The organism is Streptomyces sp. NPDC001634 (assembly GCF_040298185.1).
Lineage (GTDB): Bacteria > Actinomycetota > Actinomycetes > Streptomycetales > Streptomycetaceae > Streptomyces.
Window position 1 is genome coordinate 46,006 of record NZ_JBEOZU010000019.1, and the last position, 20,940, is coordinate 66,945.

At 71.3% G+C, this 20,940-nt stretch carries 14 protein-coding genes; 6 read left to right on the top strand and 8 right to left on the bottom strand.

The features are described from left to right. The first annotated feature begins 349 nt into the window (after positions 1 to 349). The 3 genes from ABT186_RS14915 to ABT186_RS14925 are packed head-to-tail and all read left to right on the top strand — an operon-like array spanning position 350 to position 3,334. The gene (locus ABT186_RS14915; RefSeq protein ID WP_351228738.1) at positions 350 to 1,060 is read left to right on the top strand and encodes a response regulator transcription factor; all 711 of its coding nucleotides are present in this window, start codon (positions 350 to 352) and stop codon (positions 1,058 to 1,060) included. Between the two features lie 50 nt (positions 1,061 to 1,110). Further along, entirely contained in the window at positions 1,111 to 2,628 is a 1,518-nt protein-coding gene (locus tag ABT186_RS14920; RefSeq protein WP_351925377.1) for a HAMP domain-containing sensor histidine kinase, read from the top strand. Next, positions 2,615 to 3,334, top strand: a complete 720-nt coding sequence (locus ABT186_RS14925; protein WP_351925299.1) for a GNAT family N-acetyltransferase — start codon at positions 2,615 to 2,617, stop codon at positions 3,332 to 3,334. Before ABT186_RS14920 ends, ABT186_RS14925 begins: the two co-directional genes overlap by 14 nt. A gap of 6 nt (positions 3,335 to 3,340) precedes the next feature. Here ABT186_RS14925 and ABT186_RS14930 read toward each other — a convergent pair whose 3' ends face one another. Then, entirely contained in the window at positions 3,341 to 5,293 is a 1,953-nt protein-coding gene (locus ABT186_RS14930) for an APC family permease (RefSeq protein ID WP_351925300.1), read from the bottom strand. 147 nt (positions 5,294 to 5,440) lie between these two features. Beyond that, positions 5,441 to 7,465: an APC family permease gene (locus ABT186_RS14935; RefSeq protein ID WP_351228743.1), complete on the bottom strand. Its 2,025-nt coding sequence runs from the start codon at positions 7,463 to 7,465 to the stop codon at positions 5,441 to 5,443. 146 nt (positions 7,466 to 7,611) lie between these two features. On the opposite strand from ABT186_RS14935, the gene ABT186_RS14940 reads away from it, so the two are divergent. Further along, positions 7,612 to 8,907: an ArgE/DapE family deacylase gene (locus ABT186_RS14940; protein ID WP_351925302.1), complete on the top strand. Its 1,296-nt coding sequence runs from the start codon at positions 7,612 to 7,614 to the stop codon at positions 8,905 to 8,907. Positions 8,908 to 9,103: 196 nt separating this feature from the next. After that, positions 9,104 to 9,565 carry a hypothetical protein gene (locus ABT186_RS14945; RefSeq protein WP_351228747.1) on the top strand — a complete coding sequence of 154 codons (462 nt, stop codon included), beginning with the start codon at positions 9,104 to 9,106 and terminating at the stop codon, positions 9,563 to 9,565. A 49-nt stretch (positions 9,566 to 9,614) separates the two neighbouring features. On the opposite strand, the gene ABT186_RS14950 is transcribed toward ABT186_RS14945, so the two are convergent. Together ABT186_RS14950 and ABT186_RS14955 are read right to left on the bottom strand one after the other, a co-directional pair. After that, positions 9,615 to 10,793, bottom strand: coding sequence for a glycosyltransferase family 4 protein (locus ABT186_RS14950; RefSeq protein ID WP_351925304.1), 1,179 nt, complete (start codon positions 10,791 to 10,793; stop codon positions 9,615 to 9,617). A gap of 76 nt (positions 10,794 to 10,869) precedes the next feature. After that, positions 10,870 to 13,056: a glycogen debranching N-terminal domain-containing protein gene (locus tag ABT186_RS14955; RefSeq protein ID WP_351925306.1), complete on the bottom strand. Its 2,187-nt coding sequence runs from the start codon at positions 13,054 to 13,056 to the stop codon at positions 10,870 to 10,872. Between the two features lie 216 nt (positions 13,057 to 13,272). On the opposite strand from ABT186_RS14955, the gene fxsT reads away from it, so the two are divergent. After that, positions 13,273 to 16,251: an FxSxx-COOH system tetratricopeptide repeat protein gene (fxsT, locus tag ABT186_RS14960; RefSeq protein ID WP_351925308.1), complete on the top strand. Its 2,979-nt coding sequence runs from the start codon at positions 13,273 to 13,275 to the stop codon at positions 16,249 to 16,251. Positions 16,252 to 16,351: 100 nt separating this feature from the next. Here fxsT and ABT186_RS14965 read toward each other — a convergent pair whose 3' ends face one another. From ABT186_RS14965 to ABT186_RS14980, 4 genes are all read right to left on the bottom strand, one after another. Further along, positions 16,352 to 17,194 (bottom strand): carbohydrate ABC transporter permease, encoded by an 843-nt coding sequence (locus ABT186_RS14965; RefSeq protein WP_351228755.1) that lies wholly within the window; start codon positions 17,192 to 17,194, stop codon positions 16,352 to 16,354. 3 nt (positions 17,195 to 17,197) lie between these two features. Further along, positions 17,198 to 18,187, bottom strand: coding sequence for a carbohydrate ABC transporter permease (locus tag ABT186_RS14970; protein ID WP_351228757.1), 990 nt, complete (start codon positions 18,185 to 18,187; stop codon positions 17,198 to 17,200). Positions 18,188 to 18,248: 61 nt separating this feature from the next. After that, positions 18,249 to 19,595: an ABC transporter substrate-binding protein gene (locus tag ABT186_RS14975; RefSeq protein WP_351925310.1), complete on the bottom strand. Its 1,347-nt coding sequence runs from the start codon at positions 19,593 to 19,595 to the stop codon at positions 18,249 to 18,251. 193 nt (positions 19,596 to 19,788) lie between these two features. Beyond that, entirely contained in the window at positions 19,789 to 20,808 is a 1,020-nt protein-coding gene (locus ABT186_RS14980; protein WP_351925312.1) for a LacI family DNA-binding transcriptional regulator, read from the bottom strand. Between the last annotated feature and the right edge of the window lie 132 nt (positions 20,809 to 20,940).

Below are 20,940 nucleotides of genomic sequence, written 5' to 3' on the forward strand. Positions count from 1 at the left end.
CCTTCCGCGTCGGCCGGTACCGGGCCGGGGTCCTGGGACCGGCCGGTACCGGGCCGGGGTCCCGGGACTGGCCGGTACCGGGCCGGGGTCCCGGGTCCCGCCGTCGCGGCGGCACCTCGCCCGGCTTCCGGGTGCCCGTCGGCCGGTTCTCCGGAACGCTCCGTTCCGGCCCCGCCCTCACGGCTGTCCGCGGCGCCTCCCGGAGGGGGAGCGCGGCGATGTGACGTAGCCGACACAGCGGCCCTACCAGGTAAGTCGCCACGCGCACAGCGGTGAGAGGGGAGTAAGAAGCCCCCTGTGGCTCGGCCCATCCGGTGGTGCACCGCTGTGGCCTTGGCAGACTGGTGGGGTGACCCAGACAGTGCTGCTTGCCGAGGACGACCGCGCCATCCGTCATGCCCTGGAACGCGCACTGACGCTGGAGGGTTACGAGGTGACCGCCGTGGCCGACGGGGTGGAGGCCCTCGCCCAGGCCCATCGCACCCAGCCCGATGTGCTCGTCCTCGATGTGATGATGCCCGGCATCGACGGCCTCCAGGTCTGCCGCGTGCTGCGCGCCGAGGGCGACCGCACCCCGATCCTCATGCTCACCGCACTGGTGGAGACCGCCGACCGGATCGCCGGCCTGGACGCCGGCGCCGACGACTATGTGCTGAAGCCGTTCGACGTCGAGGAAGTGTTCGCCCGGCTCCGGGCGCTGCTGCGCCGCACCAACGGCGTCGCCTACGAGGAGCCCAAGGAGGAGGAGAAGATCCCCACGGGCCAGGTGTCCGTCGCCGGACTGCGCATGGATGTGCAGGCACGCCGCGCCTGGCGCGGCGAGCGGGAGCTGGAGCTCACCCGGACCGAGTTCGACCTGCTGGAACTGCTCGCCCGCAACGCCGGCATCGTCCTGGACCACGCCACCATCTACGACCGCATCTGGGGCTACGACTTCGGCCCCGGCTCCAAGAACCTCGCCGTCTACGTGGGTTACCTGCGGCGCAAGCTCGACGAGCCGGGCGCACCGGCTCTCATCCACACGGTGCGGGGCGTGGGGTACGTACTGAGGGAGGACTAGTGCCTCCTCCAGCACAGCGTCCCGTGGACGAGGCCGACGTCGGGTACTGGATGCGCCTGTGGCGGCGACTGCCGATCGGGCTGCGCCGCCGGGTGCGGCTGCGGGCCCGGCTGCGGCAGGTGTCGTCGCTGCGGACCACCTTCACCGTGTCGTTCGCGGCCGTGGCCGCCGGCGTCACCGTCCTCGTCGGGTTTCTGAGTTACGACGCCGCCGCCCGTCTGGTGCGTGTGGACCAGCAGACCGTGTTCGCCCAGGTCGTGGCCGACCTGCGGGACCAGGTCAGCCAGAGGCAGCTGATGCCGGACGACTTCGCCATCTCCTCCAAGGACCACGACACCCCGCGCGACGACATCATCCGGCCCGCCCGCACGGTCGTGCAGGTGCTCGGCCCCGGCGGTGGGGTCGTCGACCACTCCAATCCGGCGCTCCCGGTCGGCGCCGACGACCGCGGGATCGCCGACAAGGCCACGCCGGCCAGGCTTGTGGAGCACAAGAGCGTCAACGTCGACGGCGACGTCTACCGGGTCGCGACCGTCTCGCTCGGCCGGGGCCAGGGAGCGGTGCAGGTCGCGCAGGAGCTCAGCAGCACCGAGGACCTGCTGCGCAGCCTCCAGCAGCGGACGTTCCTGCTGGTCGGCGCGGTCGTGATCGCGGCGGGGCTGTTCGGCTGGTGGCTGGCGCGGCGGATCACCCGGCGGCTGGTGCGGCTGGCCGGTGCGGCCGAGGATGTGGCACGTACCCGGCGGCTCGGGATCCAGGTGCCGGTCACCGGGAACGACGAGGTGGCCCGACTCGGCCGCTCCTTCGACCGCATGCTGGAGCGTCTGGCTCAGTCGGAGGAGGACCAGCGGCGTCTGGTGCAGGACGCGGGCCATGAACTCCGTACGCCGCTGACGTCCCTGCGGACCAACATCTCGCTGCTGCGCCGGATCGACGAACTGCCGCCGGGGGCGCGCGACGAACTGGTCGCCGACCTCGCCCAGGAGTCCCGCGAGCTGACCGACCTGGTCAACGAGCTGGTCGATCTGGCGGCCGGCCAGTCGGACACGGAAGCGTTGCAGCGGCTGACGCTCACCGACATCGCCGAGGACGCGGCGACGATCGCCCGCCGTCGCACGGGCCGCGAGATCGTCGTCCGCGCCACCGGCGACACGACGGTCGACGGGCGTATGTCGGCGCTGCAGCGGGCGGTGTCCAACCTGCTGGAGAACGCGGCGAAGTTCGACCGCGAGGGCAAGGGGCCGATCGAGATCGCCGTCACGGGTCCGGTGCACCCGCCCCAGCTGGAGGCCTCCGACGAGCCGGACACCGGGCCGCCGCTGGGCAGCGTGCGGGTCGAGGTACTCGACCGCGGGCCGGGCATCGACGAGAGCGACCTCATGCGCATTTTCGACCGGTTCTACCGGGCCGCGGACGCCAGGAGCCTGCCCGGCTCGGGGCTGGGTCTGTCGATCGTGCGCGAGGTGGCCATGTTGCACGGGGGTGCGCCGTTCGCTTATCAGCGTGAGGGGGGCGGGGCCGTCATCGGGTTCACGGTCGGCGGGGGAACCGTGGGTGAGGACGAGTAAGCGCGGGCCCGGCGCATCTGGGCCGGACTCCCATGTCGTATGGGCCGCGCAGGGCAGGCCCGCGCACGTACGGCGCCACGGTTCCGCCCTCGCCGTCGCCGCACCGGGGCTCTCCGGGCGGGACCGGATCGCCGTCGGCGGGGACGCCGACGACGCCGTACGACTTGTACGGGATCTGCTCGCCGAACTGGGACCCGGCTATCGCCCCTTCGGTGACGCCGCCCTCATCGAAACGCTTGCCCGGCGGATGCCCGGGCTCACCCCCACCGCCCCCTTCCACTGGATGGAGACCGCGACCTTCCGCGGCCACGCTCCCGGCACCTTTGGTGTGCAATGGCTGGATGCCGCGCAGGAGCGGGAGGCGGCGCCGCTGTTCGACCGCTGGTTTCCGCAGTCGTACGCCCAGCCCGGTCGCCCGGGAGTGCGCCGCTGGGCCGGGGCGCCCGGCGAGCGGGGGCCGCTCGCCGTTGCTGGCGACGCCTGGTCCGCCGCAGGGTGCGGTTTCCTCGCCGGGGTGGTCACCGCCCCCGAGGCCCGGGGGAGAGGGCTCGGCGCCGCTGTCTCCGGGTTCGTCGTGGACGCGCTCGTACGGGAACACGGCCGGGCCGCGCTCATGGTGGACGCCGACAACACGGCGGCCGTGGCCGCGTACGAGCGCATCGGCATGACGAAGCGGTTGTTCAGGGCCGCGACCGTGGCCGCGTGAGTTTGCTCAGCCCACATGCACCCGCGGCCGTCGCTTCCGGTCCGGCTCCGCCTCCCGCAGCACCTCGCGGGTCACCGGTGCCACCTCGCCCTGGCCGAAGAGGAAGAAGCGCAGGAAGTTGGCGAACGGGTTGCCCTCGGTCCATTCGAAGTAGATGTGCGGGATGCAGCCGGTGGTCTCCCGGACATGCAGCAGGAGGGCCGCGAGCGCATTGGGGATGGAGGACGACTCCAGGGTGAGCACCCGGTAGCGGCCGTGCAGCACCTCGCCGCGTACGTTCATGCTCGCCTCGAACTCCGACGGGTCGCCGACGGTCACCTCCACGAAGACGAAGTCCTCCTGCGGCGGGAGGTCGTTGTCGTTGCGGATCTGCTCGATCTTGTCCCGGTACTCCACGATGTCCCGTTCCTCGGGCTCGTTGGCGATGAAGCGGATGCGACGGCTGGCGATGTCCCGGACGAAGCGTTCCGCCATGTCGTCCAGGGTCACGCTGGTCACGCGCAGTTCGAAGGCGCGGGCGAGCCGGGACATGAGGGAGAGGAGGATGATCCCGGCGATGAAGCAGGCGCCGATCTTCACACCGTCCGGGCGCTCGATGACGTTCGCGACCGTCGTGTAGAGGAACACGGTGGCGATCACGGCGAAGGCGATCGTCCAGCCCCGCTGGCGGGCCTTGCGGGCGGCGATGGTCACCGCGATCGCCGCGGAGCTGATCAGCACCAGTACACCGGTGGCGTAGGCGCCGCCCTGGGCGTCGACGTTGGCGTCGAAGATCCAGGTGACCAGGAAGCCGACCAGGGTGAAGACGATGACCATGGGCCGCACGGCGCGGGCCCATTGCGGGGCCATGCCGTAGCGCGGCAGATAGCGGGGCATCAGGTTGAGCAGCCCGGCCATGGCGGAGGCGCCCGCGAACCACAGGATCGCGATCGTCGAGGCGTCGTAGACGGTGCCGAAGGTGTTGCCCAGGTACTCGTGGGCGAGGTAGGCGAGTGCGCGGCCGTTGGCCGGCCCGCCCGGCTTGAACTCCTTCTCCGGGATCAGCAGCGTGGTGATGAAGCTGGTGGCGATCAGAAAGACGCTCATGATGACGGCGGCGGTGGTCAGCAGCTTCTTCGTGTCCCGGATCCGGCCCGTGGGCTTCTCCTCGGTGTCGCCGGGGTCGCCCTCCACATGGGGCATGACGGCGACGCCGGTCTCGAAGCCGGACAGGCCGAGGGCCAGCTTGGGGAAGACGAGCAGCGCCAGGCCGACCATGACGAAGACGTTCCCGTGCTCGGCGGTCAGGGCACTGGTCCAGTCGGTGACCACATGCCCGGCGGTGACCACATGCCACAGGCCCACCACGACGACCACGGCGTTCAACGCCAGATAGATACCGACCAGGGCGACCGCGACGCCGATGGCCTCCAGGAAGCCCTTCAGGAACACCGCGCCCAGCAGGGCGACCAGGATCAGAGTGATCAGCATCTGCCGGCCGTGCAGGGTGCTGGTGAGGTGGGGGTTCTCCACCAGGTGGGTGGAGGCGTCGGCGGCCGAGAGGGTGATGGTGATCAGGAAGTCGGTGGCGGCGAAGCCCAGCAGGGTCAGGACGAACAGTTTGCCCTGCCAGAAGGACAGCAGCCGCTCCAGCATGGCGATGGAGCCCTGGCCGTGCGGGCTCTCCTCGGCAACCCGCCGGTAGACGGGAAGCGCGCCGCCCAGGGTGACGATCACGAGTACGACGGTGGCGATCGGGGAGAGCAGGCCGGCGGCGAGGGCGGCGATGCCGGGCTGGTAGCCGAGGGTGGAGAAGTAGTCGACACCGGTCAGGCACATCACCCGCCACCAGCGCTGACCGTGGTGCGCGGGTTCGGGTTCCGCCTGCGGGCCCTGCGGGGCGCCCTTGCCCATGTCGGACAGTCCCTGCAGCATCCACGCCCGCAACCGGCTCGCGCTGACATGCTCCGTAGCGGCCATCGGCGTGCTCTCCTGGCGTACGGCTCTGCGAACGGTTCCGGCCATCGAGGAGACCGCTCTCCCAGCGTAGGCAGAGAGTGTACGGCGGGCCCGCGGACAACGACCGGAAGGCGTCACTCCGGGGTGATGCGGCGTGGCCGCGCAGCGTCAGTGGCGCCCGGCGACCCGCCCCCGGGGCTCACCGCGGCGCACCGACCCGGGAGCGCGCGCCGCCGGGCGGGCGGCGGCGCGGGCCGACGAGGTCAGCTGCCACGGCACGCTGATGACCATCACGCCCGGCATGAACAGCAGCCGGCTCTTGAGCCAGAGCGCCGACTGGTTGTGCAGAAGGTTCTCCCACCAGTGGCCGACGACGTACTCCGGGATGAAGACGGCGGCCACGTCGCGCGGGCTGTCGCGGCGGATCGAGCGCACATACTCCACGACCGGCCGGGTCACCTCGCGGTAGGGCGAGTCGAGGATCTTCAGCGGTACGTCGATCCCGTACTCCTCCCAGCGCCGCTCCAGCTCGGCCGCCTCCCCGCGGTCGACCGCGACCGTCAGCGCCTCCAGCCGGTCCGGTTTGAAGGCCCGCGCATACGCCAGCGCCCGCAGGGTCGGCTTGTGCACACGTGACACGAGGACGAGCGCCAGCACCCGGGAGGGCAGTGTGAGTTCGCCCTTCGGGTCGGTGACCGCCAGCTCCGCCGCCGTGGTGTCGTAGTGCCGGCGGATGCCTCGCATCATCAGCCAGAGCACCACCGCCGCCAGGACCGCCAGCCAGGCGCCCTCCATGAACTTCGTGGCCAGGACGATCACCAGGACCAGCCCGGTGACCACCGCGCCGACCGCGTTGACGAGCCGCGCCCGGTGGTGCCGGCGCCGTGCCACCGCGTCTCTCTCCGTACGCAGCTCCCCGTTCCAGTGCCGGACCATGCCCAGCTGGGAGAGCGTGAACGCGGTGAACACGCCCAGGATGTAGAGGTGGATGAGGCTGGTGACATTCGCCTTGTAGCCCCACAGCAGAAGCCCGGCGACGATCGCGAGGGCCAGGATGCCGTTGGAGAAGGCAAGCCGGTCGCCGCGGTTGTGCAACTGCCGTGGCAGATAACGGTGCTGGGCGAGGATGGAGGACAGCAGCGGGAAGCCGTTGAAGGCCGTGTTCGCGGCGAGGATCAGCACGAGCGCGGTCGCCGCCTGGATGAAGTAGAAGCCGGCGCTGTGCTCGCCGCCGAAGACCGCGGCCGCGGTCTGCGCGATCACCGTGCGCTGGGTGTACGCGTGACAGTCGCCGGGCAGGCCCGTCAGCCGGCAGGCGTCGGTGGCGATGCGCACCTTGGTGATCATCGCCAGCAGGGTGACTCCGGTGAACATGGCGATGGCCATGGTGCCCATCGCGGCCATCGTCGCCGCCGCGTTCCTCGATTTCGGAGCGCGGAACGCCGGTACGCCGTTGGAGATCGCCTCCACGCCGGTCAGCGCCGTACAGCCGGAGGAGAACGCCCGCAGCACCAGCATCACCAGGGCCGCTCCGGCGAGGTTCGCGCCGCCCGGCTCGGGGGTGATGCCGTAGTGCGCGGTCTCGGCGACCGGCGCGTTCCCGAGGACGTAGCGGATCAGTCCCGTCACCACCATGATCAGTACGCCGCCGATGAACAGGTATGTCGGCGTGGCGAAGGCCCGCCCCGACTCGCGTACGCCGCGCAGGTTCATGGCGGTCAGGACGGCGACGAAGGACAGTGCCAACAGAACGCGGTGCGCGGCGAGTTGGGGCGCCGCGGAGATGATGTTGTCGACGCCGGAGGCGACGGACACGGCCACCGTCATCACATAGTCGACGAGCAGCGACGCGGCGACGACGAGCCCGGCGGACGGGCCGAGGTTGGTCGACACGACCTCGTACGAGCCGCCGCCGGTCGGGTAGGCGTGCACGACCTGTCGGTACGACAGCACGACCACCGCCAGCAGCACCACGACCGCGGCCGCGATCCACGGTGTGAAGTGCAGGTACGCCAGCCCGCCGAGGGTGAGCACGAGCAGGATCTCCTGCGTCGCGTACGCCACCGAGGACAGCGGGTCGGAGGCGAAGATCGGCAGGGCGAGCCGCTTGGGCAGCAGCGTCTCGTGCAGCTCCTCGCTGCGCTTGGCCCGGCCGATCACCAGCCGTTTCAGGATCTCCGCGATGGTGGGCACGGGCGGAGGGTATGCCCGTTCGGCCGGAATGGCACGGTAGCGACCCGCATCGCCGCGGAGTGAGGACCTAGGGTGGCGGCAGCCGCGCCGACGGGTGCCGGGGCCGTGCCGGAGCCCGTGCCGTTTCGTGACAGGAGCAACCGCCCATGACCACAGATGAGTTCAGCGCCGCCGGTGAGCTGAGCGCCGAGGAGGCAGCCGCGCTGGACGCCGTCGACGAGGCGGCCGTCGCCCGGACCCTGAGCGAGCTGATCGCGATCCCGAGCGTGACCGGGACCCCGGCCGAGTCGGAGATCCAGCACGAGCTGGCGGGGCGGCTCGACCGGCTCGGGCTCGATGTCGACCTGTGGTCGATGAACCTGCCCGAGCTGCGGGCGGACCCCGGTTTCCCCGGCGCGGAGGCGCCCCGGGACGAGGCCTGGGGCCTGGTCGCGTCCACCCCGGACGGCGGCGACGGACCGGCCCTGATCCTCCAGGGCCATGTGGACGTCGTACCGCCGGGCGACCCCGCGAGCTGGGTGGGCGACCCGTTCGTGGCGAGGACCGTCGGGGACACCGTGTACGGCCGGGGTGCCTGCGACATGAAGGCGGGCCTGGTGGCGCATCTGGCCGCGCTGGAGGCGGTCCGGGCGAGCGGGGCGCGGCTGCGCGGGCGCGTCGGCGTGCACTTCGTGGTCGGCGAGGAGGACGGCGGGCTCGGCGCCTTCGGCACGCTGCGGCGCGGGCACACCGGCGACGCCTGTGTGATCACCGAGCCGACGGGCGGCACCCTGGTGACGGCCAACGCGGGCGCGCTGACCTTCCGTATCGACGTACCCGGCAAGGCCGCGCACGCCAGCTCCCGCGACGAGGGTGTGAGCGCCGTTGACGCGTACATACCGATCCACCAGGCCCTGGCCGCCCTGGAGGCCGGCCGCAACGCCGACCCGGACCCGCTGATGGCGGAGTACCCCATCCCGTACGCGCTGTCGGTCGGCACCGTGCGCTGCGGCGACTGGGCCAGCAGCGTGCCCGACCTGCTCGTCGCCGAGGGCAGGCTGGGCGTCAGGCTCGGCGAGGACCCGGCCGCCGCGCGCGCGGACCTGGAGCGGTGCGTGGCGCGGGCGTGCGCGGCCGACCCGTGGCTGCGCGCGCACCCGGCGGTCGTGACCTGGCCGGGCGGCCAGTTCGCGAGCGGCCGGCTGCCCGCGGGACACCCGCTGCGGGACACCGTGGCCACCGCCCACGCCGACGCGACGGGCGGCGCCCGGCCCCGGGAGCGCGGGGCGCCGTACGGCAGCGATCTGCGGCTTTATGCGGCGGAGGGGATCCCGACCCTGCAGTACGGGCCCGGGGATGTGCGCCTCGCGCACAGCGCCCGGGAACAGGTGTCGGTCGCCGACATCGCGACCGTGGCGCGCACCCTGGCGTTGACGGTGCTGCGGACAGTCGGGACGAAGTGAGCTAAAAGGTAAGAATCGGCGGTCGGGTGGCTCCGCTCACCTGCTGCGATCACGGACAGTCGCCTTGCCTCCCTCTTTCCCTTGCTGCAATCCGGTGACAGACGGGTCGCCGCCCGGTCGGCTCCGTGGAAGCCTCGGAGGTGCGCGCAGTGGGGGACCGTCCGTGGGGGATCTGTCGTCGTACAGGAGACACAACGTGAAATCCTCACTCCGCACCCGCTCCACTCGCGCGCTCGCCGCCGGCGCGATCTCGGTCGCCTTGCTGACGGCCGGTACGGCCGGGGCGTTCGCAGCCCCGAAGCCGACCCCGTCGCCCAAGTTGCCGACCAGCCCGATGTCCACCAAGCCTGGCCTGGCGCCCAAGACGACGCAGCACAAGCCCGCCGCGGTGGCCTCCATCACCATCAAGGCCGACAAGACCGACGTGAAGGTCGGTCAGGCGGTGACGTTCGCGGGCCGCGCCCCGGGGAACAAGATAGGCGCCACGCTGGTGCTGCAGCGCTTCAACGGCAAGAAGTGGGTCCCCGCGAAGACCACCACGGTCAAGAAGGGAAGCGTCTACGCCGTGACGGTCAAGCCCGCCAACAAGGGCGCGCTGAAGTACCGGGTGAGCCATGGGAAGACCCACTCGTCGGAGGTGATGGTCACCGTGAAGTGACGCTGTGATGAGCAGGGGCGCCCCGCCCGGGGTGCCCCTGACTCGTGTCTCAGCCGCTGCGCGGCAGCCCTTCGACCTGGTTGTCGAGCAGTGCCGCGTAGGTGGCGCACATCTTGTCCACGTAGGTCTCCAGGTTGAACTGCCGCTCGACGTGCCTGCGTCCCGCCTGGCCCAGTCGTCTCGACAGCCCCGGGTCGAGCAGCAACTTCCGTACCCGGTCGGTGAGTTGGTCGAGGCTGCCCGGGGTCACCACATAGCCGGTCCGGCCGTGGACGACCGCCTCCGGCAGCCCGCCGATCGCGGTGACCACGACGGGCCGTCCCGCCGACATCGCCTCCAGCGGCGCCAGCCCCAGCGGTTCGGGATAGTCCGACGGGTACACCACCACATGGGAGCGGGCGTACAGCCGTGGCATCAGATCCTTGGGGGTCGGCACCAGCTCCACATGGGGGCGCAGCCCCAGGCCGTCGATCAGCCGGCTGAGCCGCTCCAGGAACCCCTGCTGCTCCCGGTGCCAGTCCACGACCTCCTGCGGGCTGGTCAGCACCAGACGGACCGGCAGCCCGGACTGTCTGAGCCGGCCCAGCATCCGCACGGCCGGCTCGGCCCCCTTGTCGGGGATGAGCCGGGCGGGCAGAAGCACGGTGAATGCGCCGTCAGCCGGCGCCGGCGGCAACTCACGGAACCGCTCGGTGGCGATCCCGAGATAGGTGCGCCGGGCGCGGATGCCGAGATGGGTGCGGCAGGCGAACGCGAGGTAGTCGGACACCACGTAGTGGCCGTCCCAGGAACGGCAGAACTGGGCCGTCCACGGGTCCTCCGGCCACACGCTGTGGTACGTGTGCAGCAGCGGTATGCCCGTGTGCTGCTGGAGGCGGCCCAGGGCGAGCGCGGGCACCGGCGAGAAGTGGTGCAGGTTGTGCCCGTGCACGAGGTGCACACCACGGGAGTCCACCACCTGTGCCAGCCACCGGTGCAGCTCGGCCGCCTGCGCCTGCTCGGCGGACGTCAGCCACCGCCTCGCGCTGTCCTCCTGGCCCGTACCGCGGCGCTGGTACTCGGCCAGTCTGAGCAGGGGATGCGTGAGGATCTCGACGCGGTCGACCGGCCGCGGCCTCGCCTCGCCGGTGAGCAGCGTGACCGTGTGTCCCCTGCGGGCCAGCAGCCCCGCGTAGTCGGCCAGATGCGACTCGACGCCGCCGACCGTGGGCGGAAAGGCCCAGTGCACGAGGGCGATGGAACGCCGCGCTTCCGCCCAACCGCCACCACCCACGTGTCTCCCTCTCGTCGGGGACCGCTGTGCGTCAGTACGCAGGGGGGCCGAAGGCGGTGACGCGCCAGTCGGTGCCGTCGACGCCGAGTACGTCCGTGCCGCCGAGGACGTCCACCCGTACCTCGATATCATGGTCCCCGAGCCTCAACCCCCGAACAGAGTAGGGGGAATCGAGACCCAGGAGCGAGGGTGCGATCGGCCGTACCGTCAGACGGCGCCGGGGTGCGTCGGCCTCGAGGCCGAGCATCGCGGAGCACAGCAGGGCGGCGGAGGCGGCGGCCCAGGCCTGGGGCCGGCAGGACGGGGGATAGGGCGCCGGACGGTCGAAGCGGGGCGACGGATAGGCGGCGTACAGCTCGGGCAGCTGGTAGCCGAAATGCGACGCCGCGTCGAGCATTCCGTCGAGCAGGGCGGCGGCTTCGTCGGGGAAGCCCGCCGAGGCCAGTCCGTGGACCGCGATGGCCGAGTCGTGGGCCCACACCGAACCGCCGTGGTAGCTGAAGGGGTTGAATCCCGCCAGCCGCGCGGACCGGGTGCGGATCCCCCAGGGCGTGCGCAGTTCGTCCGAGACGAGGGCTTCGGCGATCAGGCGGCAGTCCTTGTCGTCCCGCAGAATGCCCGTGTTCAGCAGATGACCCATGTTGGACGCCGGGCCGCTGACCGGGTGTCCGTCGGCGTCGACGGCGATGGCCGGATACCGCCGTCCGTCGGACTCGTCCACCCAGAAGGAGCGGTGGAAGGCGGCCCGCAGCCTCTCCGCGCGCTCCCGCCACCGGGCGACCTCCGCCTCCTCGGCCCCGACGGCGGTGAGCAGTTCGCAGTAGCCGGTCGCGGCCTGGTACGCGTACCCCTGCACCTCGCACAGCGCGATGGGCGGTTCCACATGCCGGCCCGCGGCGTCGCGGATCGCGTCGGGGGAGTCCTTCCAGCCCTGGTGCAGCAGCCCGTTCGCCCGGCCCTTGCCGTAGCGGATCAGGTCGTCGGGGCCCATCGCGCCGGCGACCCACTCCATGGCCTGCCGGGCGTGCGGCAGCAGCAGCCGCAGCTCCGGCTCGTCCAGGCCCCACCTCCAGGCCTCGTGCAGCAGCACGACGAACAGCGGAGTCGCGTCCACGGAGCCGTAGTAGCGGGCCGGCAGCACCATGCCGCCGTGGCCGTGCCGCGTCTCGGCCGGCCGCAGCTCGTGCAGGATCCGCCCGGGGGCCTCCTCGGTGAACGCGTCGTCGCTACGGCCCTGCCGCCGCGCCAGCGCCCAGAGCGTGCCGCGGGCGAGCCCCGTGCCCAGCGGGAGCATCATCCGCGCCGCCCAGAGACTGTCCCGGCCGAACAGCCCCAGGAACCAGGGGCATCCGGCGGCCACGAACTGGTCCTCGCGCTCCCCGGTCGCACCGCTCGGGTCGGCCAGCCGCAGCGCCTCCAGGTCGGCAAGTCCCCGCCGCAGCAGCGCCGCGAGGCGCGGATGCCCGGACACCTCGGGGGTGGCCCATGGAGCGGGCCGGCGGGGCGGAACGGGGTAGCCCGCGACGGTCGTGGTCTTGCCGTGCACGAGCAGCTGTACGGACCACTCCTCGTCCGACGCCAGCAGCAGTTCCCAGCGCAGCTCCGCCCGGCTGGGGTGCTCCTCGTCGTTCAGGACGATCTCCGGCTCGGGCCGAGGGTCGGCCGCCGTCGGGCCGGGCAGCGCCCTGAGCACGACCCGGCTCTTGTCCTGCGGGCACAGCCAGCGCACGCCGGGGTCGGCGCCGTCCACGGGCGTGCATGGAAGGTCGCTGACGACGGCGCCCGCCTTGACCGTGGCGACGTCCGCGAGATCGGTGGCGGCCACCACGGAGAACGTGCAGCGCACGTCGTGTGCGCCGACGTTGTGCAGCCGGACGGTGTCGCCGAGGTCCTCGTCGCCCGGATGCCGTACGGCACGCTCCCGCGCGACCAGCAGCCAGGGCGCGGACGTCGGATCGGCGGCGTCCCGGCACATCGCCCGGAACACGGCCTCCCGGGCTCCCGGCGAACAGTGGTCGACGGCCTCCGGCTCCGCGCCGTCGACGAGCACCCGCAGGGTGTGCAGCAGCCTGCGGTCCTGATCGTAGAAACCGTCGACCCCCGTGCCCCGCAGCTGTCCGTCGGGGGACGACAGCGCGAACGAGGGAGCGGCGACGCAGATCACCGTGTCGTGCAGAAACGGCTGGAGGCCGACCTCGGGGGCGGCGGAGTCGATCACTGAAGTACCTTTCCGAAGCGCTGCGTGGCCACTGCGCCGGGGCAGCAACCATAACGGTCTCCGGCGCCGTCAGCCATCGTCCGAGGCCGAGCCGTTTCCCATGGCGCACAGCGTGCAGCAGGGGAGTCAAAAGTCGCTCAACACCACATAATTGATGGTCCATCCGAGAAATCTGATGGCCCGTACGAGGGACGTGGTGTCGGGCAGGGGGAACCGATGCGCCGTAACAACAGGGTCCGGCGGCGCCTGGACCAGGGGCTGGTGTTCGCGGGTGCGGCGGTCGCCGCGGGAGCGGGCGCCGGGGTCAAGTTCGCGGACGGGGGCGTCCAGGCCCTGCTGATCTGTCTGCTCGCGGTGGGCACCGGCCTCGGGGCATACTCCGCGAACTCGCTGCGCGCCCGGGCCGGCGGTCCACCGCCCCAGGTGCTGATCAGCCACCCGCACGGCGACGAGCCCTGGGCCCACTGGCTGGCCTGGCGGCTGCGCCGCATCGGCTACCTCACCTCCACCCGTGCCTGGCCGGCCGCCGGGCCGCCCGTGCCGCCGCCTCCGGACGTCGCCCCGGACCATGAACTCGTCATCGTCTCCCGGGCGCTGGACGACCCGGGCGACACGCCATCCACGCGGGGGCGCGGCAGATCCGTGCTGGCCCTGGTGACCTCGCACCGCACCCCCGTCCCCGCACGCTGGGCGGGACACGAGGTGCTGGACCTGGCCGGGCGCACCGCCGACGACGCGGCGGCCACCGTCGACGCCCGGCTCCACCAGGCCGGCGCCGTACCGCTGCCCGAGTACACGGCCTCCCATGTGGCCGGCGAGACCGAACCGCGCTACCCGGGCCTCGGCCCCCTGGTCACCAACCTCGAACCCCGCGGTGTCTCCCACTTCACCGCCCGCCGCACCGAACTCGCCCTGCTGCGCTCGGTGCTGGGCAAGGCGAACGCCGCGGGCGACGGCCGGACCTGCGCGATCCACGGGCTCAGCGGCATCGGCAAGACCACCCTCGCGCTGGAGTACGCACGCCTGTACGAGGATCTGTTCGATGTCGTCTGGATGGTGCAGGCCGGCCACGCCCCCACGGCCCGCGCGAGCCTGATCGCCCTCGCGCGGGAACTCCAGCGCGTCCGGGACGCCCAGTCGGGGGTGCCCACGCCCCAGGAGGAGACCGAGCCGGAACAGGCGCTGCGCCGCCTCCTCCTCAACGAACTGCCCAGGACCAAGTCCCTGCTGATCTACGACGGCGCCGAGGACGACTCCGCCATCCGCGAACTGCTCCCCGACGCCAGGAACGGCGGCCAGGTGCTGATCACCTCCGTCAACCCCGTCTGGCAGCGGATAGCCCCGAACCGCATCGCCCTGGAGGCGTTCACCACCGAGGAGGCGGTGGCCTTCCTGCGGGACGCGACCGGCATCGACGACGAGAGGGGCCTCACCCGCATCGTGGAACGTCTGGGCCGGCTCCCGCTCCCGCTGGAGCACGCGGCCGCGTCCCTGCGCCACTCGCCCGACATCGACTCGTATCTCGAACTGCTGGAACAGCCCTCCCAGCTCACCCCGCCCGCCGGCCCCGAGGCCGGTCCAAGGGGCGCGGAGGCCTGGATCCTCTCCTTCAACCAGGTGGAGGCGAAGGACGAACTCGCCGGCCTGCTGCTGCGGCTGTGCTCGTTCCTCGCACCCCACGGAATCCCCAGCTACTTCTTCGAGGCCGAGGCGGACCCCTATCTGCTGCCCAGGCCCCTCGCCGAGGGCGTGACCCGGCCGGCGCGGGACCGAAGGATCAAGGAGACCGCGAAGAGCTACTCCCTGCTGAGGGGCGAGGGACAGCTGGCCATGCACACCAGGGTGCAGGCGGTGATCCGCGACGCGATGACGGAGGACGAGCGCAGGGTCCACGCGGCCGATGCCGCCCGGCTGGTCAACGGGTGGTTCCCGGAGGACCCGGAGCGCGAGAACACCTGGCCGCAGTGCGTCGAACTGCTGCCGCACGCCCGCGTGGTCCTGGACCACTGCCGGGAACTGGAGGTCACCGACGAGAACACCGCCGCGCTGCTGCAGAGCGTGGGCGAGTACTTCCGGGTGCAGGGCGACCGCGACGAGGCGGAGCGGCTGCTGATGGAGGCCCTGCAGCAGCGGCTGGAGCACGGGGAGGACCGCGTGCCCGTCGCCGACACCCTGGTGTGCATCAGCCGGCTCAAGGTGGAGTCCGCCGAACTGCCCGAGGCCCGCGACTTCGCCGAGCGCGCGCTGGAGATCCGCACCAGGCTGCTCGGCGACGACGACCTCTCCACGCTGCAGAGCCGGCAGCAACTGGGCCGGGTGCTGCGCGAACTCGGTGATTTCGTGGGAGCCTCCGACGCCGCGGAACAGGCGCTGAGACGGCTGCGCAGGAAGGCCGACGCCGACCCGGTGAGGGTGGCCGAGACGCTGGTCGACCTCGGACTGGTGCGCTGGCGGCAGGGGCGGCTCGAGGAGTCCGTGCGCCGCCACCGTGAGGCCCTGCAACTGCTGGAGGACACACCGAGCGGCGGCGACCCGGCCCGCGGCCAGCGTTCGGCGTTCGCACACCAGGCCCTCGGCCTCGCACTGCTGGACTCCCACGACCTGGAGTCCGCCGAGAGCCATCTGAGGATCGCCCTGGACATCCTGCGGGACACGGGCTACGCGGCGGGCCATCCCGTGGTCCTCTCCTCCTCCGTCCACCTCGGGGAGACCTTCCGCCGACGGGCGGAGAAGTACCGCGGCAGGGGCGACCGTCGCTCAGGTACGCGGGAGCGCCCCTCACCCGGCGACCGCGAGGCCGAGCGCCTGCTGGCGGAGGCGAAGCAGATCTTCGACCACGTCCTGTCGGCGCCCCATATGAACGGCGACCATCCGGACCGGGCCTGCGCCCTGGTCCGCTACGCGCATCTGCTGCACGACCAGGGCAACGGCGAGGCGGCCATGACGGAGGTCAGGAACGCCCACCGCATCTATACGGACAAGTACGGCTCCCAGCACCCCTATGTGGCCGAGGCCTGCTACCGCAGGGCACTGATCCACAAGGGACAGGGCCAGCGGGACCGGGCGATCGAGGACCTGGAGACGGCCCGAACCATCTACCTGCGTGTGCACCCCGCCGACCATCCGCTGATCCTGCAGCTGGAGGAGGAGCTGAGGGGGCTCCCGGCGGGGGTTGTCGTGGAGGAGGGGCTGTAGGGCCTGTTCTGAGTTCCCCGCCTGTGCCCCGGCCTGCGCTCCGCGCGGACGATGCGGAACTCAGAACAGGCCCTGGTTCACGCCCTCCCGGACAGCAGGCTCAGCCCTTGACGGCGGAGCTGGCGACACCCTGGACGAACCAGCGCTGGAAGAAGGCGAAGACGACCAGGACGGGCAGGACGAGGAGGACGCCGAAGGCGAGGATCTGGCCCCAGTCCGGGGGCTGCTGGCCCTGGAAGACGCTCATTTCCAGGGGGAGAGGGCGGACCGAGGGGTCGGAGACCATCAGGACGGGCCACAGGAACGAGCCCCACTGGGTGAGGAAGGTGAGGATGGCGACCGAGGCGAACACCGGCTTGGACATCGGGACGATGATCGCGAAGAAGGTGCGCCAGGGGCCCGCGCCGTCCAGCCTGGCCGCCTCCTCGATGCTCGGCGGGATCTTCCGGAAGAACGTGTGGAACTGGTAGACGGAGAAGGCGTTGGCGATGAAGGGGATCGCCTGGATGTAGAGGGTGTTGCGCTGGTCGTTGAACAGGTAGAACAGCGGCACGGCCACCGACTCGAACGGCACCAGCATCAGCAGCAGGACGAGCGTGAAGACCGCTTCCCGGCCCCGCCACTTCAGCCGTGACAGCCCGTACGCCGCCATCGAGTTGACGAACAGGCCGCCGGTCACCACCACGAACGCGACCAGCAGTGAGACACCCATGAAGCGCCGGAAGTAGCCGGTGCTGTCGGAGTCGAGGCTGCTCAGGACGTGGGTGTAGTTGTCGAGGGTGAGGTGGGTGGGCAGGAAGCCGGACAGGCCGTTCAGCACCTCGTCGGACGGCTTGAAGCTGCCCAGGAACAGGTACAGGACGGGCAGGACGAAGACGAACGCCAGGACGCCGAGGACGGCGTAGTCGGCGAAGCGGCGCAGCGGTGCGCGGGTCGTGGCCATGGGTCAGTCCTCGTTGTCAGGCCGGACGACGCGGCGCTGGACGATGGTCAGGGCGACGACGATCAGGAAGAAGACGACGGTGATCGCGGACGCCTGGCCGATGTTGTTCTGGTCGAAGGCGGTGGTGACGGCCTGGTACATCACGGTGCGGGTCGCGTCCTCGTGGAGGCCGCCGCCGCGGATGAGGACGTAGACCTGGTCGAAGACGCGGAAGGAGAGCACCGAGGTGAGCATGGCGACGAAGACGAGGGTGCCGCGGATGCCGGGCAGGGTGACATGGCGGAACTGCTGCAGGCGGGAGGCGCGGTCGAGCTGGGCGGCCTCGTAGAGCTCGTCGGGGATCTGCTGGAGGCCGGCCAGCAGGATGACCATCTGGAAGCCGACGCCCTGCCAGACGGACAGCACGATGATCGAGGCCATCGCGGTGGCGGCGGAGCCCAGCCAGTCGAAGGCGCCCCAGTTGCCGAAGCTCACCGCGTGCAGTGCGGAGTTGAGCATGCCCTGGTCGCTGCGGGCGAGGATGAGCCGCCAGATGACGGCGACCAGCGTCATGGGGAAGACGACCGGCAGGAAGAACAGGGACCGGAACAGGCCGATCGCCTTGAGTTTGCGGTTGAGCAGGATTGCCAGGGCCAGGGCGAGACCGGTCTGCAGGGGGACGACGACCACGGCGAACGTCAGGTTGTTCAGCAGGGACCTGAGGAACGGGCCGGACAGATCGGGGTCGGTGAACAGGCGCCGGTACTGCTCCAGACCGAAGAAGGTGGGCGCCAGCGGGGAGCCGAGGCGCACGTTGTAGAAGGAGAGCACGACGGCGTAGACGAACGGGACGCCGACGAAGGCGATGAGGCCGGCCAGGGCGGGTGCGGACATCAGCAGTCCGTGCACCCAGTCGCGGTTCTTGCGGGCCGGCCGCACGGGTTTCGGGGCCGTCACGGGTGGGGCCTGCTCCCGGCCGGGGGGCGCGGCGTGCGCGGATTCCACGGTTTTCACGGGGGGTCCTGTTCCCGGTGGGGCGGGCGGCACATCGGTGCGCCCGCCCCACCGATGCGTCCTACGGGATCTTGTAGCCGGCGTTGTCGGAGAAGTCCTGGTCGATGGCGCGGGCGGCCTTGGCGAGGGCTTCCTTCGGGTCGGCGCCGCCGTAGACGGAGTTGAGGGCCTCGCTGAACTTGGCGGTGACCGTGGGGTATCCGGCCGTGACCGGGCGGGTGGTGGCGACGCAGGACTTGGCGATGTCGCTGTCGCCGCACGGCTTGGCGAGCTGGTCGGCGAAGAGCTGGAGCGGACCGCCCTGCTTGTAGAGGGGGCTCTTGGCGAGCGCGGACGTGGTGGCGGGCGGGGCGCCGTTGGCCGTCGTCATCGCGGTGACGTTGGTGTCGTTCAGGAGGTAGTCGAGGAACGCGCCGGCGGCCTTGCCGTTCTTGGTGTTCGCGCCGATGCCCCAGGCCCAGGAGCCCTGGCCGGTCTTGGGGCCGTTGCCGAAGTCGGGCAGCGGCAGGACGACCAGGTTCTTGCCGAGGGCCTGGCTGTAGGCGGGGTACATCCAGTGGCCGACCCAGCTGAGCGCCACCCGGCCCTTGGTGAAGGCGTTGCCGTCGGTGTTGGGGTCGACGTAGGGCTTCCAGGACTGGAAGGTCTTCAGTGCCGAGACCACCGCCGGGGTGTCGAGGGCGCCTGCCGCCTTGCCGTTCTTCAGCAGGGAGCCGCCCGCGGACCAGACGACGGGGGAGAAGCCGTAGGTGCCCCACTCGGTGGCGAGGCCGTTGCCCTCCTGCAGGTCGAGGACCTTGCCGTCGGAGTCCTTGGCCTTGAGCGCCTTGAGCGCGTCGGTGAACTGTGCGGCCGTCCAGTCGTCGGACAGGCCCTTGGGGTACTTGATCCCGGCGGCGTCCAGCAACTTCTTGTTGCCGTAGATGCCGAGGCCGGAGTCGTACATGCCCAGGCCGTAGTGCTTGCCGCCGATCTCGCCCTGCTTCTTGTTCGCGGGGGTGGCGTTGTCCAGGGTCCCCGCGGAGACGTAGGAGTCGATCGGGGCGAGCTTCTTGTTGTAGACGAAGTTCGCCATGGTCGGGCCGTCGAACTCCATCACGTCCGGCAGCTTGGAGGCGTCGGTGGCGGTGATGGTCTTGGTGTAGTCGTTGCCGGGTATCAGCTTCAGCTCGACCTTGATCGTGCTCTGGGAGGAGTTGAAGGACTTCACCGCGTTCTGCAGTGCGGTGTCCTCGCTCTTCTGGCCCTGGTGGGCCCAGACGCTGATGGTGCCCTTGCCACTGCCGGCCTCGGCGGAGGCGTCGCTGCCGCTGCCCGAGCCGCCGCACGCGGCCAGGGCGGCCAGGGGCAGAGCGAGGGCCAGGCCCGTACAGGCCGTGCGGCGGTACCTTCTGTTTCCGGCGGTCATGGTGGGTGCCTCCGTGCTGGGGTGAGGGTTCGAACTACGGGGTGCTTCCGGGCGTGGGGGTGCGGGGTACTTCCGGGCGTAGGGGTGCGGGGTTCTGGGACCTGGGACTACCGGGGTGTCTGGGTTGCTGAGGTCTCTCGGGACCTGAGGTCACTGAGGTCTCTCGGGACCTGAGGTCTCTCGGGACCTCGGGTCACTGCGGTCCGCGGGGCCTGGGCGGAGCGGTCGTCTCGCGCAGGACCAGGCGGATCGGCATCTGCACATGGCCCGGCTGCTCGGCATCCGGTTCGTCGAGCTGCCGCAGCAGCAGCCGGGCGGCCTCGGCGCCCTGCCCGGGGACCGGCTGTGCGACGGTGGTCAGCCCGATCACCTCGGCGAGTTCGTGGTCGTCGAAGCCGACGACGGACACGTCGTCCGGCACCTTCAGCCGGTGCCTGCGCAGGGCGCGCAGCGCACCCATCGCCATCTCGTCGGACTGGGCGAACACCGCGGTCGGCGGGCGGGAGGCGGCCAGCAGCTCGGTCATGGCGCGCTCGCCGCCCTCGACCGTGTAGCCGCCGTCCGCCTCCAGCGCCGGGTCGTGCGCGATGCCCGCGTCGGCCAGCACGTCCAGATAGGCCTGGCGGCGGGCGACAGGGGTGGTCCAGTGCAGCGGCTCGCTGGCCCCGGAGATCATCCCGATCCGGCGGTGGCCGAGGTTCACCAGATGCCGTACGGCGCTCTCGGCCCCGGCGTGGTCGTCGATACCGACCACGGTGAACCCCTCCCTGGCGCCGCCGACGGTGGTGGCCAGCGGTACCCCGAGCGAGCGCAGCGCGGCGGCCTCCTCCTCGTCGGGGATCAGCAGCGAGAGCACCGCGTCCACCCGCTTGCGTACCGGCAGCTTGGTGAAGAAGCGCTTGCGTGCCTCCGCTGAGCCCAGGTTGTACAGCAGGACGTCGTAGCCGGCGGCGCTGAACACCTTCTCGGCGGCGTCCAGCACGGTGCCGAAGAACCAGCGGCCGATGTACGGGGCGACGACCCCTATGGTGAAGGTGCGACCGCTGGCCAGGCTCGACGCCGAGCGCGAGGCCGTGTAGCCGAGCCGGGCGGCGACGGCCGCGATCTGTCCGCGCACCTCGTCCGAGACACCTGGCTGGCCCCGCAGCGCGCGGGACACGGTGGATGCGGAGACCCCGGCGGCCCGGGCGACGTCGGTGATGCTGACCGTCACGGTGCACTTCCTCCCGTCGGTTTCACGTCGGTGTGATCTGTGGGTGACGCGACCGTAAACCCGCCCTCGTTGTTGCGCAAGCGTTTGCGTTCAGTTTTACTGGGGCCGATTCTCAAGAGAGACCTTCAGCGT

Excerpts from the sequence above, each read along its gene's own strand:
- fxsT (WP_351925308.1), top strand. The coding sequence starts at position 13,273 with ATGCGCCGTAACAACAGGGTCCGGCGGCGCCTGGACCAGGGGCTGGTG.
- ABT186_RS14940 (WP_351925302.1), top strand. The coding sequence starts at position 7,612 with ATGACCACAGATGAGTTCAGCGCCGCCGGTGAGCTGAGCGCCGAGGAG.
- ABT186_RS14965 (WP_351228755.1), bottom strand. The coding sequence starts at position 17,194 with ATGGCCACGACCCGCGCACCGCTGCGCCGCTTCGCCGACTACGCCGTC.
- ABT186_RS14930 (WP_351925300.1), bottom strand. The coding sequence starts at position 5,293 with ATGGCCGCTACGGAGCATGTCAGCGCGAGCCGGTTGCGGGCGTGGATG.
- ABT186_RS14975 (WP_351925310.1), bottom strand. The coding sequence starts at position 19,595 with ATGACCGCCGGAAACAGAAGGTACCGCCGCACGGCCTGTACGGGCCTG.
- ABT186_RS14920 (WP_351925377.1), top strand. The coding sequence starts at position 1,111 with ATGCGCCTGTGGCGGCGACTGCCGATCGGGCTGCGCCGCCGGGTGCGG.